The 16,262-nt window shown below is 62.4% G+C and carries 14 protein-coding genes; 2 read left to right on the top strand and 12 right to left on the bottom strand.

The window, feature by feature from the left end; translation table 11 throughout:
- Positions 1-14: 14 nt before the first annotated feature.
- Both GJB56_RS27045 and GJB56_RS27040 read right to left on the bottom strand, forming a co-directional pair.
- A complete protein-coding gene (locus GJB56_RS27045) occupies positions 15-1,802 on the bottom strand; it encodes an ABC transporter ATP-binding protein (protein WP_397510433.1) in 1,788 nt (595 codons plus the stop codon).
- An 11-nt stretch (positions 1,803-1,813) separates the two neighbouring features.
- A complete protein-coding gene (locus GJB56_RS27040) occupies positions 1,814-3,568 on the bottom strand; it encodes an ABC transporter ATP-binding protein (protein ID WP_113682157.1) in 1,755 nt (584 codons plus the stop codon).
- 156 nt (positions 3,569-3,724) lie between these two features.
- Here GJB56_RS27040 and GJB56_RS31470 point away from each other — a divergent pair, with 156 nt between their 5' ends.
- Together GJB56_RS31470 and GJB56_RS27035 are read left to right on the top strand one after the other, a co-directional pair.
- Positions 3,725-3,898 carry a hypothetical protein gene (locus GJB56_RS31470; RefSeq protein ID WP_020968508.1) on the top strand — a complete coding sequence of 58 codons (174 nt, stop codon included), beginning with the start codon at positions 3,725-3,727 and terminating at the stop codon, positions 3,896-3,898.
- 103 nt (positions 3,899-4,001) lie between these two features.
- Positions 4,002-5,465 carry an alpha,alpha-trehalose-phosphate synthase (UDP-forming) gene (locus GJB56_RS27035; protein ID WP_020906320.1) on the top strand — a complete coding sequence of 488 codons (1,464 nt, stop codon included), beginning with the start codon at positions 4,002-4,004 and terminating at the stop codon, positions 5,463-5,465.
- Between the two features lie 89 nt (positions 5,466-5,554).
- On the opposite strand, the gene GJB56_RS27030 is transcribed toward GJB56_RS27035, so the two are convergent.
- The 10 genes from GJB56_RS27030 to GJB56_RS26985 form a co-directional block, all read right to left on the bottom strand.
- Entirely contained in the window at positions 5,555-6,088 is a 534-nt protein-coding gene (locus GJB56_RS27030; RefSeq protein ID WP_019747004.1) for a twin-arginine translocation pathway signal, read from the bottom strand.
- Complete coding sequence (locus GJB56_RS27025; protein ID WP_113682156.1) at positions 6,085-6,888, bottom strand: hypothetical protein; 804 nt, start codon at positions 6,886-6,888, stop codon at positions 6,085-6,087. The genes GJB56_RS27030 and GJB56_RS27025 overlap by 4 nt, the downstream gene beginning before the upstream one ends.
- Complete coding sequence (locus GJB56_RS27020; protein ID WP_020906318.1) at positions 6,888-8,282, bottom strand: MCE family protein; 1,395 nt, start codon at positions 8,280-8,282, stop codon at positions 6,888-6,890. Before GJB56_RS27020 ends, GJB56_RS27025 begins: the two co-directional genes overlap by 1 nt.
- Positions 8,279-9,526 carry an MCE family protein gene (locus tag GJB56_RS27015; protein ID WP_020968506.1) on the bottom strand — a complete coding sequence of 416 codons (1,248 nt, stop codon included), beginning with the start codon at positions 9,524-9,526 and terminating at the stop codon, positions 8,279-8,281. Before GJB56_RS27015 ends, GJB56_RS27020 begins: the two co-directional genes overlap by 4 nt.
- Complete coding sequence (locus tag GJB56_RS27010) at positions 9,526-10,830, bottom strand: MCE family protein (RefSeq protein ID WP_019747000.1); 1,305 nt, start codon at positions 10,828-10,830, stop codon at positions 9,526-9,528. Before GJB56_RS27010 ends, GJB56_RS27015 begins: the two co-directional genes overlap by 1 nt.
- Positions 10,827-11,885 carry an MCE family protein gene (locus tag GJB56_RS27005; RefSeq protein WP_113682155.1) on the bottom strand — a complete coding sequence of 353 codons (1,059 nt, stop codon included), beginning with the start codon at positions 11,883-11,885 and terminating at the stop codon, positions 10,827-10,829. Before GJB56_RS27005 ends, GJB56_RS27010 begins: the two co-directional genes overlap by 4 nt.
- On the bottom strand, positions 11,882-12,901 hold the full coding sequence (locus GJB56_RS27000; protein WP_019746999.1) for an MCE family protein: 1,020 nt from the start codon (positions 12,899-12,901) through the stop codon (positions 11,882-11,884). The genes GJB56_RS27005 and GJB56_RS27000 overlap by 4 nt, the downstream gene beginning before the upstream one ends.
- Positions 12,901-14,085: an MCE family protein gene (locus GJB56_RS26995; protein WP_003945815.1), complete on the bottom strand. Its 1,185-nt coding sequence runs from the start codon at positions 14,083-14,085 to the stop codon at positions 12,901-12,903. Before GJB56_RS26995 ends, GJB56_RS27000 begins: the two co-directional genes overlap by 1 nt.
- A gap of 11 nt (positions 14,086-14,096) precedes the next feature.
- A complete protein-coding gene (locus tag GJB56_RS26990; protein WP_003945759.1) occupies positions 14,097-14,948 on the bottom strand; it encodes an MlaE family ABC transporter permease in 852 nt (283 codons plus the stop codon).
- 64 nt (positions 14,949-15,012) lie between these two features.
- Positions 15,013-15,777, bottom strand: a complete 765-nt coding sequence (locus GJB56_RS26985) for an MlaE family ABC transporter permease (protein WP_113682154.1) — start codon at positions 15,775-15,777, stop codon at positions 15,013-15,015.
- Between the last annotated feature and the right edge of the window lie 485 nt (positions 15,778-16,262).

The following is a 16,262-nucleotide window of genomic DNA, read 5'->3' as shown; positions in this document are numbered from 1 at the left end:
CCAGTACAAACCCCTCAGTCGCGACCTTCCCAGGCCGCCCACAGTTGTGCGTAACGCCCGCCCGCGGACACCAGTTCGCGGTGCGGGCCTTCTTCTACGATCTGTCCGTGTTCGAGCACGATCACTCGGTCGGCGCCCGCAGCCTGTGTAAGCCGGTGTGCAACAACCAGAGTGGTGCGGCCCTCCGTAGCGGCTTCGGCAGTCGCTTCCAGTTCCCGTGCTCCGGCGCTGCCCGCCTCCGCTGTTGCTTCGTCCAGTACCGCGACGGCCGGGTCAGCCAACACCAGTCGCGCCAAAGCCAACTGCTGCGCCTGTGCCGCCGTCATCTCGTGCCCGCCTTCGCCGACGACGGTCAGCATTCCCTCGTCGAGAGCCTCCACCCACTCGTACGCGCCGACCGTCCGCAGTGCCGCGGCTACGTCCTCGTCCGAGGATTCAGGCGCGGCCAACCTCAGATCCTCGATCAGGGGCCCGGCAAAAACATGGACCTCCTGACTCACGATCGCGATGTGGCGTCGTAGGTCGTCGAGGTCTGCAAGCGGGACACCACCGATCGACACCCGCCCCGACGTCGGAGTGATCGAACCGGCAGCGATCGCCGCAAGCGTCGTTTTTCCGGCTCCGGTCGAACCGACGAGCGCCACGCGCTCCCCCGCTCGCAAGGTGAGAGTCACTCCGTGGAGAACCTCATGGCCACCGTCGTAGCTGTGCCGAATGTCGTCCAGACGCAGCGAACCGTCGGCCGGAACGGAACGTGCATCCGTCGAAGGCTCCGTTTCCTCGATCTCGACGACGCCGACCAGTCGCGCGAGGCTGGCGCCGGCCGACTGCACTTCGTCGAAGGTGTAAAGCAGCGAGCCGATCGGGTTGAACAGGCGATGGAACAGCAGAGCAGCAGTCGTCGTCTGGCCGACTGTCACGACGTCCTCACGGACCAGCAGGAATCCGACGACGAGAATCATGGACAAGCCCACGAATTCGGCGCGGTTACCGCGACCGGCGAACCTCGTGAACAGGCCGAACACGCCGACGGCCAGATCACGCGCTTTTGCCGACGCCGCATCTATCTGACCGAGGTGTTCCTTCTCGAGGCTGTACGCGCGGACCGTCTTGGCACCTTGGAGGCTGCTGATCAGCGCTTGTGAACGAGCGCCCATCGCTACCCGCTCGGCAGCGTAAATGGGAGCCGATCGTGGCAGGTACCACTTGAGCGCCAGCGCGTACATCGGCAGCGCGACCATTCCGGCGAGGCCGAGGCGCCAGTCGAGTCCCAGCATGGTCACCATGCTCAGAGCCACGAGCAGAACTGCTGCGATCATGCCGGGAACCACGTCGGACACGGCCTTGGCGATCACCGACACGTCGTCGCCGACTCGTGAGAGCAGATCGCCCTTGCCGACCTTCTCGACGGTCTGGATCGGGAGGCGCAGTGCCCGGTCCACGGTTCGCTCGCGCAGGTCCGCCAGAATCGTCTCGCCGAGTCGCTTGATCAGATAGGCGGCCACACCGGTGAACACACCGCCCACGATTGCGGCGGCGGCGATGATCACGACCACCCCGACGATCGTCGACGTGGGCGCGTTGTCCCGGACCCGGTCGACCAGGACACCGAAGACGTAAATCGGCACCAAGGCCATCGCCGACGCCGAAGCCGCGACGATCAGGACCAACAGGCTCTGCATCCGGTGTTCGGCCAGCGCTGCCCGCAACCACTTCCAGGTCTGTCGACCACCCGCGATCGGCAACAGCTCGCGCTCGGTCACCTTCTCCGCGTTCTCCCCGGCCGGCATATCGGTAGTCATGTCCGTGGCCGTCACCGCAGCACCGCTCCTCGGTAGTTCGCGTCGCCGCGAGAGAGTTCGGAATGTGTGCCGATCGAGGCAATCACTCCGTCGTTCAAGACGATCACTCGATCCGTCACAGCCAGCAAAGCGGGGCTGCTGGTGATCAATACCGTCGTGTGGATGCCACCGGCACCCTCGTGCCGCAGTTCTGCGATTCCTTCGGCGATAGACGCCTCGGTCACCGCGTCCACTGCCGTAGTCGGATCGTGCAGGACCATCACGGGTGCCTGTGCCACCAAGGCGCGCGCGAGGGCGACGCGTTGTCGCTGACCTCCCGACAAACTGGCGCCTCGATCGGTCACTTCGAGGTCGAGACCGTCCGGATGTGCGTCGACGACATCCGCCGCTGCCGACGCCGCCAGAGCGCTCTGGATGTCGAGAGCAGCGCCATCACCGGCGCCCGCAGTGACGTTCGAGGCGAGGGACCCGGAGAACAGATCGGTGATGTGCGGCTCCACCAACACCGTCCGACGCGCCAATCGCAAGTCCATGTCGGACAGGCTGATTCCGCCAACCCTCACCACTCCGCGATACGCGCCCTGAGCCAGCTGACCGGACAGGACCGCGACAAGAGCGTCGGCGTCCTGCGGCTGGTAAGCCACGACGCCCAGCAGTTCTCCCGCAGGCAGGTGCAAGTCGATGCCCTTGAGCGACTTGTACTCGACTCCGTCGAGGGTCAGGTCGGTGCCTTCGAGTTCGGTCTGCGAACCCGCGCCCCGCAGTGGCTCCGCGTCCAAGACCAATGCCAGTCGATCCGACGACGCCCGCGCCACCGCGAAGTATCCGGGAATGGACGCAAGCAATCCGAGCGGTTCGATGATGAACTGCGCAAGCCCCACCACGGTGATCAGTTCACCGACCGTGATCCGGCCCTGCAACGCGAAGTACCCGGCGAAGCCCGCAACACCGACTGCGAGCAACGCACTGACGGTCGCGGCAACGCCGGTGTAGATACCGGTCGCCTTGGCCGTGCCGATCGTCGACGCGAGCGCCTGACGGCTGACTGTGCGATAGCGAGCCGACGCGGTCTTCTCACCACCGATACCGCGCAGTGGACGCAATCCGCTGACCAGATCCGTAGCCATCGCCGACGCCCGCGCGATCGACGCCTGCTGACCGGTGGCCCTCGACGTGATGAGCGGCGCCGCCAATTGCAGCAGACCGAGAATGACCGGCGTTCCGATCAGAACGGCCAATCCCAGCCAGAGGTCGATCCACACCAACGCCACGGCCGACGCGACCGCAGCCGTCAGGGCCGCAGCCGCGCGCGGGACGATGTCCGCGATCCACGAAGTCTGCTCGGCGTCCGATGTCGAAACAGTCAGCAGTTCACCTGAACGCAGATCGGTTCGCACCCCACGCGGATCGAGGACGCGGTGCGCCACCTCGAGCCGGAGGCGGTGAGCCTCCTGCTGCATCGCGGTGACGATGAAGCGTGCACCGAAGCGCCACGCGGCCGTCAGAACGAGAAACAGAGCCGCGAGACCGACGATGGAGACGATCAGGGCCGTGGTGTCCGAAGTCTCCACGGCACGGTCGATGATCACACCGATGGAGATCGGCACCGCCGTCTCGGTCAGTTGGTGCAGGCAGACCAGAACCGTGCCGATAGCGAGCGGGCGACGGTTGCGGACGAGGACGCGTCGCAAAATCGCAGCACCGCTGTGATTGCCACTATCGGGCTCGTCCGAGTCGACGGTCACACTCGAGGGGGTCGAACTCATGGAACTCCAAGCATCGATGGAAGCGATAAAGTTGAGTACAGAGATAAGTAAGTCGACCCTAATACATGAGCAACTAGCGTCGACACGCCCAGTTCTCATAGAGTCGCGAGTAAGAAACATTGCTTGCGCCGTGCAGGCAAGCACGAGAGGAACATGATGGCTGAGAACACGACCGTCGAAACCGAGATCGCGGACGAGGAAATCGAGACCGTCGCCGAGGAAACAGCGCGCATGGCGCAGCACGTTGTCGCTGCATACGCGGAGGATGCCGACGAGTGCAGGATGCTGCTCTCGATGCTCGGTATCTCTCCCGCCGCCAAGCTCGACTGAATCTTTCCCTCACCGACCGAGAAGGAACCACGTGCCTGTCAGTCCGGATTCGACCAGTTCAACCCTTTCTGACAGCGCACTTGCTTCTTCGACCGGTGACACCGTGTCCGGGCAGGCTGAGTTCGTCGTCGTAGCGAACCGCCTGCCCGTCGACTTGGAACGGCTTCCCGACGGCACCACCCGCTGGAAGCGAAGCCCCGGTGGACTGGTCACCGCTCTCGAGCCGATCCTGCGCAGCAATCAGGGCGCGTGGGTGGGCTGGGCGGGCGTGCCCGACGCCGATCTCGACCCCATCGTCGAAGACGGACTCGAGCTCTACCCCGTGCCGCTGAGCGCCGAGGAGATCAACGAGTACTACGAGGGGTTCTCCAACGCCACCCTCTGGCCGCTCTATCACGACGTCATCGTCAAACCCGAGTACCACCGCGAATGGTGGAACGCCTACGTCGAGGTGAATCGGCGGTTCGCCGAAGCCACTTCCAAGGCAGCGGCTCAGGGCGCAACCGTCTGGATCCAGGACTACCAGCTGCAGTTGGTACCGAAGATGCTGCGGATGCTGCGCCCCGACCTCACCATCGGATTCTTCCTGCACATTCCGTTTCCCCCGGTCGAGCTGTTCATGCAGATGCCGTGGCGCACCGAGATCGTCGAAGGCCTCCTCGGCGCCGACCTCATCGGCTTCCACCTTCCGGGTGGCGCACAGAACTTCCTCTATCTGGCCAGACGCCTTGCCGGACAGCAGACTTCACGCGGAACCGTCGGCGTCCGCTCCAAACTCGGTGTGGTGCAAGTAGGTTTCCGTAGCGTCCGCGTCGGTGCATTCCCCATCTCCATCGACTCCGGCAAGCTCGACGAGCTATCACGCACCAAGGCAATTCGAGACCGCGCCAAGCAGATTCGCAAAGAACTCGGAAACCCCAAGCACATCATGCTGGGCGTCGACCGCCTCGACTACACCAAGGGCATCGACGTCAGGCTCGCCGCACTCCACGAACTTCTCATGGAGAAGCGCATCGATCCCGCCGACACGGTCATGGTGCAGTTGGCGACCCCGAGCCGCGAACGTGTCGAAAGCTACGTACAGATGCGCGGAGACATCGAGCAGAAGGTCTCCCGGATCAACGGCGAGTTCAGCGAAGTCGGTCGCCCCGTCGTCCACTACATCCATCGGCCGATCCCCCGCGACGAACTGGTCGCGTTCTTCGTCGCTGCCGACCTCATGCTGGTCACACCGCTGCGTGACGGTATGAACCTGGTCGCCAAGGAGTACGTCGCCTGCCGCAGTGATCTGGGCGGCGCATTGCTGCTCAGCGAATTCACCGGCGCTGCAGCAGAACTCCGCCAGGCTTTCCTGTGCAATCCCCACGACCTCGACGACGTCAAGGATTCGATGGAGAAGGCCCTCAATCAACCGCGAGAGGACGGCCGACGCCACATGCGTGCGCTACGTCGTCAGGTCCTGACCCACGACGTCGACCGCTGGGCACGCTCGTTCCTCGACGCGCTCGCGCACGGCGGTGCCGCAGGTCCGGCGCTGATCGCCCCGGCCGAAGCACAAGACCACTGAGGACAGTGCACAAAGGCTGGGGCCGCGGAGAGTGAATCTCCGCGGCCCCAGCCTGTTTCATGGCCGGATCCAGCCCTTGGTGTGTTTGATCAGAAGGGTTGGACGTTGTTCACGAGCCAACGCCCGTCCTGCTTCTCCAGACTCATCTTGACGCGACTACCACTGGCGACGGCTTCGGGTGATTCCGAAGACGTGGTGATCTGATTGAGGAACAGCATCGTCGTCGCACTGTCTGCCTCGGCGTCGAGAACCGCGGCGCCCTGGACGACTACCTGAACGGTCAGCGACTTTTCCTTGGCTCCCGGAATGATCACCGATTCGATCAGGTTGGTGAACGTGCCCTGGAAATCGCCCGTCAAACCGTCTGTGGCCGCGTGCAACTGCTGGTCGACGTTGTTGTAGTCGTACTGGAACATCGCAACCGCCTGATCGGAAGAGGCCTGTGCCACTTCGTCTCTGGTCTGATCGATCGCCGCAATGTCACGCGTTCCACCCGGACCGAAGTAGAGATACGCCGACACTGCCGCCAACGCGATGGCCACTGCACTGATGACGCACAGAACGATGGCGAGCGGTGAGACGCGCTTGGGCTTGGACGTCTCGGGGATTACTTCTGGGGTCATGGCACAAACTCCACATTCGAGGCAAGCAACTGCCCGTCGACGTCGCACATGGTGATTCGGAGTCGGTAGTTGCGTTCAGCGGGCGCTTCGTCGCCGTTCTTCTGCATCGCACGCACGGCGACCAATGAAGTCCCGCAATCGCCGTCGGACTTCTCGAACCCGGCTTCGAGTACCTCGCCGTCGGTCTGAACTCCGGCCTGCCCGAGGACGTTGACAAACGAATCCTTGCGTCCGTCGAACTGCGACTTGAACTCGTCGGTGGTGCCGGCGAGGAACTTGTCGAGGTCGGCAGCCGCTGTATCCGCGTGCAGTGTCGTCAGATTCAGTGCGGTGGTCCGGGCACCGGCCACGTAGCGGGCTCGGTCCTCGTCGGCATTGGACGCCTTGTTCCGGTCGACGAGAAGAAACACCGTCAGGGCCGCAAGAGCAACAGCGATCACCGAAGCAACGGCGATCCCGACTACCAGCCCGGCCTTGGGCTTCGAACGAACAGGGGTGTCCACAGCAGTTTCTGCGGGGGTTTCGGCAGTACCGGTCGGCTCAGCCTTGGTCGCGACCTGATCACCGCTGACGACCTTCTCAGGTGGAGTATCGGGCTTGCCCAAAGCAACTGGCGCCGCCGCCTTCTGCTCAGCCACCTTCTGCTCAGCCGCCTTCTGCTCGGCTGGCTTCTGTTCGGCCGACTTCTTTTCGGTGGGCACTACTACCGCGGCAGCGTCTGCATCCGCACCCGTGGGTCCGGCGCTGCGGGACGCGCGACGGCGCACCCGCTGCCCGGCCTGTGGATCTTCGTCTGTCATCAACCCTGCTGACCCTTCATGAACTGTTCGAGACTGACGTCGCCGCCACCGAGGTTCGGTTGCGAGTACGTCCTTCCGTCCGGCCCGATGTACGTGCCTGTAATCGGATCGTACCGACGAGCCGAGACCGAAGGCGTCGACGTGTACGAGCTCGGGGTCGCGGTAATCGGTTCCGGAGGCCCGGATTGCGGGTTCGTGCCCATCGGTACGTAGCCGGAACGGCACTGTTCGACCGTCGGCGCACGACGTCCCGGATACTCCTCGCAGGGAAGGTTTCTCGCGCCGCGCACGGCGATCGGCGAATCCTGGGCAACCTGGCAGAAGAGATCCGACGGCGTCTCGATCGGTGATTCGTCCTTCGGACTGCGCCACTGCTCTGCGGGCAGGAATCCTGTAGTGCACGGCGGCGGGTCGTTGACCTCCATGTGGAAGTCCACCAGTGCACCATCCGCAGCCGGGCCGGAGCCTGCCACCGTGACCAGCGCTGCGGCCAGCGGCGGGTAGATGACCAGAATCTGCTCGATCGCGTTGTTGTAGATCACGCCGACCTGTCCGACGGACACGAGGTTCGCCAGAAGAATCGGCAATGTCGGCTGCATGTCTTGCAGAAGAGCATTCGCCTCCGCCGCTGCGGCCGGACCCTTCTGGATGACGGCACGCAGATCAGGGTCGCTGGCTCGGAGCTGGTCGGTGAACGTCACCAGATTGCTTGTCCAGGAACGGATGGCGTCGCTGCTGACCACCTGAGTGTCCAGGAGTGGACCGGCCTGCTCGATCAGCGTCTTGGTCGCGTCGGAGTTGTTGTTCGCCTCCTCGACGAACAGCCGAGCCGAGTCGATCAGCTTCTGCAGATCCGGGCCGGCACCGTTGAACGCCTTGAAGGATTCGTCGATGACGGTCTTGAGCTTGGTGTCGGAAATGCTCTGCAGCAACAGATCTGCCTGATCGAGCATCGCGCCGACATCCTGCGGAATGCTGGTTCTGTCTTCGGGAATCACCGATCCGTTTTCCAGATGCCCGTCGACGACGATCGCTCCGGAGCTGTCGGTGTGCGGGATCAGATCGACGAACTGCTCGCCGATCGCCGACACACTCTTGACCGCAGCATCGACGTCCGACGGAACCTTGACGCCACTCTCGAGAGACAGTCGCGCATTCACACCCGTCTCCGAGAGCTCCACCGCGTTCACGACACCGATGGTCTGACCGCGGTACGTGACGTTCGAGTTCTTGTACAGCCCACCGGTGGCGGGCAATTCGACAGTGACGTCGTAACGGCCGATACCGACCATCGCCGGAACACGCACGTACTGAGTGGCCATCACGATCAAACCGACAACCGTCAAGACGGCGAAGATGATGAGCTGGATACGGACGAACTTTGTGAGCATCATGGTGCCGGTGCCCCCTGAGGAAGTCCTGGAATGTTGATCGGCGGAAGTCCCGGAATCTGAATGGTATTCGGATCCGCTGCCGGGGCCTGCGCAGCGGGAGCCTGTCCGGCGGGAGCCTGGGCCGGCGGTGCGGCAGGCTTGAGCGGATCGCTCAACGGGTTGCCTGTCTGTCCGGCGAGCCCGGCCTGCTTACCCAACACACCTTCCGGGCCGGAGAGTGTTCCTGCCAACGGAGTTCCGGTGAGGAAGTTCGCGTCGAGTCGGGGCAGCGAGATGTCGATGGTCATCGCCAGGTTGGCGTAGTCACCGCGGATGACGTTGTCGATTCCGTTCTGTGGGAACGGGAACGTCAAGAGGACTCCGAGAACTTGAGTGAGAGCGTTACCCGAATCCGCCAAGGCCTTCAGAGTCGGCGAAAGAGCCCGAACGTTGGTCGCGAAATCGTCGCCGCTCTCCTGGATGACACGGCTCGCCACCTCGCTGAGACCACCGAGGGAGGTCAACGCGTTGGTGATGTCCTGACGCTGAGCGACAAGAACCTCGAGTGCCGGCGGAATACCTTCGAGCGCTTTGTTCAAGGTGTCGTGCTGTGCCTGGACGGTCGAGGACAGTCGATCGAGTCCTTCCATCGCCGAAACGATGTCGCCTCGTTGCTTGTCCAGACTTCCGACCAGCTGATCGAGCTGAGGCAGGAGGTCTCGAACGGAATCTTCACGCCCACCGAGAGCCGCGTTGAGTTCCTTCGTGATGTCCTGAACCTGAGCGAGACCGCCGCCGTTGAGAACAACGGACAGCGACGACAGCGTCTGTTCCGTCGTCGGGTAAGCGCCCGCCCGCTCGATCGGAATCAGGTCACCGGCTTCGAGTCGGCCCTCGGGCTCTTCTCCAACCGGCGGCGCCAACTCGATGTGCTGAGAGCCGAGCAAGCTGGTCTGGCCGATTTTCGCCGTCGCGTTGGCAGGCAACTGAACCTCGGGATTCAGCGACACCGTCACCAGAGCGTGCCAGCCCTGAACCTCGATGTTCGAAACGCTTCCCACTGCAACGTCATCCACCCGGACGGGCGAATTCTGCGACAGCGTAGTCACGTTCGGCATCTCGATCTGGACCTCGTATGCGCCTTCGCCCCGGCCCTGAGTTCCTGGCATCGGCACAGAGTTGAGACCGTTCCATTCACAACCGCTGGCGCCGAGTGCCACTGCCGTGGCCAACACGGCAACCGTAGTCTTGCGAGCTACCCGCATCAGTTCCCTCCGCCCATGTTGAAGAGTTCGGCGAGATCCTTGGGAACACTCGTCATGGGAGCACCTGACATCGGTCCTGCGACGGTTTCCGGCTGATTCTGACTTGCCGCTTCCAATCCCGGTTCGGTGTAGACGATCTGATCCGGGAAAGCCTGCACGCCCGCGACCGGGTTGAACAGGAATCCGGGGTAGTTGCCGATCATCGTGCTGAGCACCGGCCCGAGGTACTGCTTACACAGGTCGGCACTGTTCTGGGAGTTACCACTGTCGATGCCTTCGATGGAACCACAGATCCACTGGATTGGATTCTTGAAGTTACTCAGTGCAATTGCGCCGGTCATGCTGCCCTGAGCCGGTTTGTAGATCTGATAGAAGTTGGCAAGCGACGTCGGTCCGGAGTGCAGAACCTGCTCGATCTCCGGGCGCTTGTCCGTCAGTACCTGGGTGGCATCGGCCAGACGCGCGACCGATTCGCTCAGTCCCTCGCTGTTGTCCTTGACGAACCGCTGAACGTCGCCCACCGCCAGGTCGAGATCGCTGAGGGCGGTGCCCAACTCGTCGGAGCTGCTTGCGAGAACGCTTGTCACCGAAGCGAGGTGACCGCTGAACTGCACGATCTGCTCGTTACTCGAGGACAACGCAGTGACAAACGCCTGCAGGTTCCGAATGGTGGAGAACAAATCGGTCCGGCCTTCGGACAGCGTGTGCATCGTGGCCGAGAGTTCGCGCAACGTCGACCGAATGGACTCACCGTTACCGTCGAGGTTCGTTCCCACGGTGTCGATGAATCGGCCGAGGGAACCCTGATCGTCCAGACCCTCCGGTCCGAGTGCGTCCGACAGTTTGGTCAGTTCGGTCTTGATCTCGTCCCACTCCACCGGAACGGCGGTGCGCTCGATCGGGATCTCGCCGCCATTGGGCATCTGTTCCCCGCCGGAATACACCGGAGTCAACTGCACGAAGCGTGCGGACACGAGGCTTTGAGCAACGATGAGCGCCTTGGCATCTGCCGGAACGTCGACGCTCGAGTCGATCTTCATCTCGACGTACGTGTCCCGATCACGCGGTTCGATCTTCGTCACCTTGCCGACGTTGACACCGAGCACTCGCACGACGTCGCCCTCGTAGAGACCTGTCGTCGAGACGAAGTGCGCGGAGATCTTGGTCTTGCCCAGGCCAGGGATGAAGAGGTAGGCCGCACCCGCCACGAGCAGCGCGACCAGCACACCCGCTCCGATCAGCACCCACTTCTTGCGTGGGTTGGTGGAGCCCTGTGAATCCTGTGAAGTCATGGTCTCGGTCATTCTCCCGGCCCCCTGATCGTCGGTGGAATGCCGGGGAAGAAGTCTTCCAGGTCGCCCGGAACCTGCTCGGGTGCGACGCTGGTGTCCACCAAGGTCTTCCACCAGTTACTCGGCAGAATGTTGATGATGAAGGCATCGAAGAACGGGCCGCTGGCCACGGTCTCGCCGAGCGCGGTGATGTACGGTCCGAGGCCGTCGAGCGCCCCGGCGATGTTGTCCTTGTTCTGCTGAAGAACCTCGGCGACCGAATTCAGCTTCTCGAGGGTCGACCCCATCTGAGCCTCGTTCTCCTGCACCAGCGCTGACAGTTGACGTGAGACTGCGCCGGTGTTGACGATCAGTTCGCTGATCGCGTCACGCCGCAAGCTGAGTTCGGCAAACAGCTTGTTTCCGTCAACCAGTAACGAATCGATCTGACCGCTTCTGTCGGAGAGGATCTTGGTGACATCTTCGGCCCGCGAGAGCAATTGGAGCAGGCTCTCGTCGCGTGAGTTGATGCTCTGCGAAAGCCGCGTCATTCCGTCCAATGCGGTGCGAAGTTCTGGCGGAGTATCGGCCAGGGTGTCCGAGATCGCGTTGAGCGAATCGTTGATCTGTTCCGTGTCGAGTTCGGACACCGTTGTCCCGAGGTCACCCAGAGCGTCGTTGAGCGAGTACGGGGAGTTGGTGCGTTCCACCGGAATCGGCGTGTCCGTGCGCAGCAGTCCGGATCCTTCCGGCCGCACCGCCAACGACTTTCGGCCGAGAACCGTGTTGGTCTTGATGTCGGCCGCGGTCTGCTCGCCCAGGGCGACACCGTCCTGAACGGTGAAGGTGACCAGCACCTTCTGGTCGTCGAGTTCGACGTCGCTGACCTTGCCGACCTTCACGCCGGCCATGGTGACGTCGTCGCCGGTGACCAGGCCGCCGGCATCCTGGAAGTACGCCGAGTAGCGAATGCCGCCGTTGATGAACTGGAGTTGATCGTATTGAAGCGCGGCACCCACTGTTGCCACCGCCAGGACGAGACCGATGACACCGATCTGTACCGGATTGCGTTCACGGGTAGGGGTCATGAGACTTTTGCGCACCTTCCCGTGTCCTGCACTGCAGTGGGCAAGATGATCGTCGTTCCGTCAGGTCCGGAGAACTTGAAAGTGTTGGCGCACAGATAGAACTGGAAGAACGCTCCGTACGTGCCCACTCGGATCAGCTTCCGGTAGTCGGACGGCAGACGACCGAGAGCGGTATTGATGTCGTCCTTGCCCAGGTCCAGCTGCGTCATCGTTCGGTTGGTCTCCCCGATCAGGGTCTGGATGTCCGGACGTGTCGCCTGCAGCAGCGATGCGAGATCTCCGGTGGCGCCGGCGATCTCGGTGATCGAATTACCGATCGGGCCACTGTCCTTCGCCAATCCACTGACCAACTGCTGGAGCTGATCGATCGTGGTGGAGAACTGATCACCCTTGTCGTTGATCGTGCCGAGTACGTCGTTGAGGTTGGTGATGACGTCCCCGATCAGCTGATCTCGGTCCGCCAACGTGCTGGTGAACGAACTGGTGTTTCCCAGAAGCGAAACCAATGTTCCACCCTGGCCCTGGAGCACCTGGAGCAGGGCCCCGGAGAGGTCGTTGACCTGCTGGGGGTCGAGAGAGCGAAGCAGCGGCTTGAATCCGCCGAGCAGCAGATCCAGATCGAGAGCGGGCGACGTCTGGTCGACTGGAATCGATCCACCTGACGAAAGCGTCTCGGTGGAACCAGCGCCCTCGAGCAGTTCCATGTAGCGGTCGCCCACCAGGTTCTCGTAGCGCACAGTCGCTTTGGTGCTCTTCATCAGTGAGTACTTGGTATCGACGTCGAATTCGACCTCGGCCTGGTTGGAGTCACCGATGGACACTCCGGTGACCGACCCGACCGGAACACCGGCGATACGTACCTTGTCGCCGGACTTGAGTCCCGAGACGTCCGAGAAGGTGGCGTGAAATCCGTTGCTGCTGCTGAAGCGCACCTGACTGAAGACGATCGCCAGTCCGGCGAAGATGACCGCCATGACGACGGTGAAAATCAGCAGCTTGACCGTGGTCGGTCTCATCACTTCCCGTCTTCCTGCTCGTAGGAGTCACCGAAGAGATACTGGAAAATGGTCGGCACGGTGACGCGCAGTTCGGTGTTGGGAACGAAAGGCACGTTGCCGGTGTTGGTGACTGCGAACGGGGCATGCCCGTCGACCTTCGGATCGAATTCGGGCAGACCATAACAATTGGGTCCACCGGAGGCCGCGACCTTGGGGAGAGATTGCGGGTTCTGGTACGCCTCGGCGCCGTACATGAAGCTCGCGCTCAGCATCAGTGCCGCTTTGTCCCCGGTGCCTGCCAGCGGCTCGAACTTGATCCGGCCGTCGTTCAACCCGACGATGAAGCACGTCAGACCCGACGAGTACTTGTCGAGCAGGGTCGTCGTCGCGGTCAGAGTGTCGAGGGCGGTGGTCAGGTTCTGCTCGTTGTCGGTCAACAACGCGTTGCCGGTGTCCGCGAGGCCGGTGACGTTGAGCAACAGCAAGTCGAGGTTTGCCTGCTCGGCCACGATCGATCCGCTTGTCGCGGTGGCATTGTCGAGGATGCGCATCAGATCCGGTGCCACGTCGGCGTACAGGTTGGTGACATCGGCGGCGCCGACCAAGTCTTCCTGGAGCTGCGGCAGAACCGGATTCATCTTCTTCAGATAGGTGTCACCGAGCTCGAGAACCTCACCCAGCGACTCGCCGCGCCCGTTGAGCGCAGTGGAGATCGCGCCGAGTGTGGCGTTGAGCTTTTCCGGTTCGATCTTCGCGAGCACGTCCGAAAGATGTTCGAAGACACTGTTGAACTCGACGGTGACGCTGTCCGAGGCGATGACAGCACCCTCCTGGATCGGCTGGGTCGACGGATCGTCGGGAATCACGATGTTGACGTACTTCGCACCGAACACCGTGGTGGTCTTGATTTCCACCCGGGCGTTCGACGGAATCTTCGACATCTGGCCCGGATCCATCGCCAACTTCAGGTTTGCCTGGTCGCCGACGAGGGAGATCGATTCGACGCGGCCGACCTGCACTCCGCGCAGCTTCACCTTGGCATTCGGTTCCATGACCAGGCCGGCACGCGTGGACGTCACGGTGATGGGCGTGCTCTTGGTGAACCCACCCGAGAACATGGTGAGAGCAACGGCGACGATCGCCACGAGTCCGAGGACCAGGCCGGCTGCGGCCAACTTCTTGTGCCATCTGGGTACGGTCATCGCTTGCCCGCCTATCCCGACAGGTTGAAGTTGCCGGACCCGCCGTAGATGGCGAGTGAGATGAGCAGGGTGACCGTGACGACCGCGATCAACGAGGCGCGCACTGCGTTACCCACCGCGACACCGACGCCGACCGGGCCACCGGTTGCGTTGAAGCCGTAGTAGGTGTGGATGAGCATGACGGCCAGCGCCATGACTATCGCCTGGGCGAACGACCACAGTATGTCCGTGGGTATCAGGAAGGTCGTGAAGTAGTGGTCGTACACGCCGCCGGACTGGTTGTAGAGGAACACCGTCGCAAAGCGGCTGGCGACGAACGACGCGATCACCGCCAGGGAGTACAGCGGGATGATCGCGATCATGCCGGCCATGACGCGGGTGCTGACCAGATACGGAATCGACGGGATCGCCATCGTCTCCAGGGCGTCGATCTCTTCGGAGACGCGCATCGCACCGAGCTGCGCGGTGGAGCCGGCGCCGATGGTCGCGGCGAGGCCGATTCCGGCGATGACCGGCGCTGCGATGCGAACGTTGATGAAGGCGGCGAAGAAGCCCGTCAGTGCTTCGACACCGATGTTGCCCAGCGAGCTGTAGCCCTGAACGGCGATGGTGCCACCGGTGAACAGTGTCAGGAATCCGACGATCACGACGGTGCCACCGATGACGGCGAGCGCACCGGTGCCCATGCTGATCTCGGCGATCAGTCGCAGAGTTTCACGCGGATAACGCATCAGCGCCTTGGGAGCGTGACCGAGAGCCTTCGCGAAGAACAGCGCTTGATCACCGATGCTGTCGATACTGCGAGAGATCGAGCCGATCTGTCGACGTGTGCGCGGGAAGCGCCCCGCTGCGGCCAACGCCATCAGATCTCCTCCCGTCCGTCGTTCGTCGTTCTGTTCACTTCGATCTCTCCGACTGCCGTGTGCCTCATCCGGCCGTCAACTTGATACCGATGGTCGTGATGAGCACGTTGACGACGAAGAGCGCCATGAACGCGAACACGACGGTCTGGTTGACCGCGTCACCGACGCTCTTGGCGCCGCCCTTGACGTTGAGTCCGAGGTAGGCCGCAACCAGGCCGGCGATCATGCCGAACAGTCCTGCTTTGACCATGGAGAGCATGAGCTCACCGAATCCGGTGAGCAGTGTGATGCCGTTGACGAAGGCGCCGGGATTCACGTCCTGGATGAACACGGAGAAGACGAAACCGCCGAGGATGCCGATGGTGCAGACCAGTCCGTTGAGGAGCAGCGCCACTCCCGTCGACGCGAGCACCCGGGGAACGACCAACCGGTGGATCGGATTGATACCGAGCACCTTCATGGCGTCGATCTCTTCGCGAATGGTTCTGGCCGAGAGGTCCGCGCAGATGGCGGTTGCGCCGGCGCCGGCGACGATCAGCACGGTGACGATGGGGCCGACCTGTGTGACGGTACCGAGCGCAGCGCCGGCACCGCTGAGGTCGGCTGCACCGATCTCGCGCAAGAGAATGTTGATGGTGAAGCTGACCAGCACCGTGAACGGGATTGCGACCAGCACCGTCGGCACCATCGAGACTCGCGCCACGAACCAGGCCTGATCGATGAACTCTTGACGCTGGAAGGGGCGGGAGAAGACTGCCCTCAAGGTTTGGGCGGACATCTGAAAGAAGCCACCGACCGCTCCTAATGGCACCTCGACGAGGTCTACCATTCGCCCTCCTCGTCCTTGGTTGCCGCAGTACTGTCTGTTCTCATAGTCCAGCCCCCGACAGCTTGTGACTCAGGTCATATTAACTAGAACGTGTTCACCTGTCAAAAACAAGTGTCCAACTCTAGGAAGTAGCCTCACGGCGACGATCCGAAACCCGAAGGTTCGGGCCATGGGAAGCATCCCTTTTCGGTGCGAATTTCGCCGAAATATCCTGGAAATTAATACTTTTGAATGATCTGCGCTTATCGGCGCCGGATCGAGACCCTGCTACCGCGCCAGCCTTGACCGGGCACGTCGATCGAATATCGCATCGTTCACAGGAATGCAAAATTGGAACACAGTCTAGTTTTTTCGAGACCGTTGGTCTCGTTGCAGAACGCAGGCAGAGTGCCGCGCCCACCGACTCGTGAACACGCTATTTCTACCAGGAAGTGGACACGTAGACCGTCTAAGTGTGAACAACGGTTCTACGTGTCGCGCACCTG

The sequence above is a fragment of the Rhodococcus sp. AQ5-07 genome, assembly GCF_009707305.1.
Classification (GTDB): domain Bacteria; phylum Actinomycetota; class Actinomycetes; order Mycobacteriales; family Mycobacteriaceae; genus Rhodococcus_F; species Rhodococcus_F erythropolis.
Note: the sequence above shows the minus strand (reverse complement) of the source record. Positions and strands in the feature narration are given on the sequence as shown.

Bases quoted from the DNA above. Each gene is read 5' to 3' on its own strand.
- GJB56_RS27045 (WP_397510433.1), bottom strand. From the start codon at position 1,802: ATGACTACCGATATGCCGGCCGGGGAGAACGCGGAGAAGGTGACCGAG.
- GJB56_RS27040 (WP_113682157.1), bottom strand. From the start codon at position 3,568: ATGAGTTCGACCCCCTCGAGTGTGACCGTCGACTCGGACGAGCCCGAT.
- GJB56_RS31470 (WP_020968508.1), top strand. From the start codon at position 3,725: ATGGCTGAGAACACGACCGTCGAAACCGAGATCGCGGACGAGGAAATC.
- GJB56_RS27030 (WP_019747004.1), bottom strand. From the start codon at position 6,088: ATGACCCCAGAAGTAATCCCCGAGACGTCCAAGCCCAAGCGCGTCTCA.
- GJB56_RS27025 (WP_113682156.1), bottom strand. From the start codon at position 6,888: ATGACAGACGAAGATCCACAGGCCGGGCAGCGGGTGCGCCGTCGCGCG.
- GJB56_RS27020 (WP_020906318.1), bottom strand. From the start codon at position 8,282: ATGATGCTCACAAAGTTCGTCCGTATCCAGCTCATCATCTTCGCCGTC.
- GJB56_RS27015 (WP_020968506.1), bottom strand. From the start codon at position 9,526: ATGCGGGTAGCTCGCAAGACTACGGTTGCCGTGTTGGCCACGGCAGTG.
- GJB56_RS27010 (WP_019747000.1), bottom strand. From the start codon at position 10,830: ATGACCGAGACCATGACTTCACAGGATTCACAGGGCTCCACCAACCCA.
- GJB56_RS27005 (WP_113682155.1), bottom strand. From the start codon at position 11,885: ATGACCCCTACCCGTGAACGCAATCCGGTACAGATCGGTGTCATCGGT.
- GJB56_RS27000 (WP_019746999.1), bottom strand. From the start codon at position 12,901: ATGAGACCGACCACGGTCAAGCTGCTGATTTTCACCGTCGTCATGGCG.
- GJB56_RS26995 (WP_003945815.1), bottom strand. From the start codon at position 14,085: ATGACCGTACCCAGATGGCACAAGAAGTTGGCCGCAGCCGGCCTGGTC.
- GJB56_RS26990 (WP_003945759.1), bottom strand. From the start codon at position 14,948: ATGGCGTTGGCCGCAGCGGGGCGCTTCCCGCGCACACGTCGACAGATC.
- GJB56_RS26985 (WP_113682154.1), bottom strand. From the start codon at position 15,777: ATGGTAGACCTCGTCGAGGTGCCATTAGGAGCGGTCGGTGGCTTCTTT.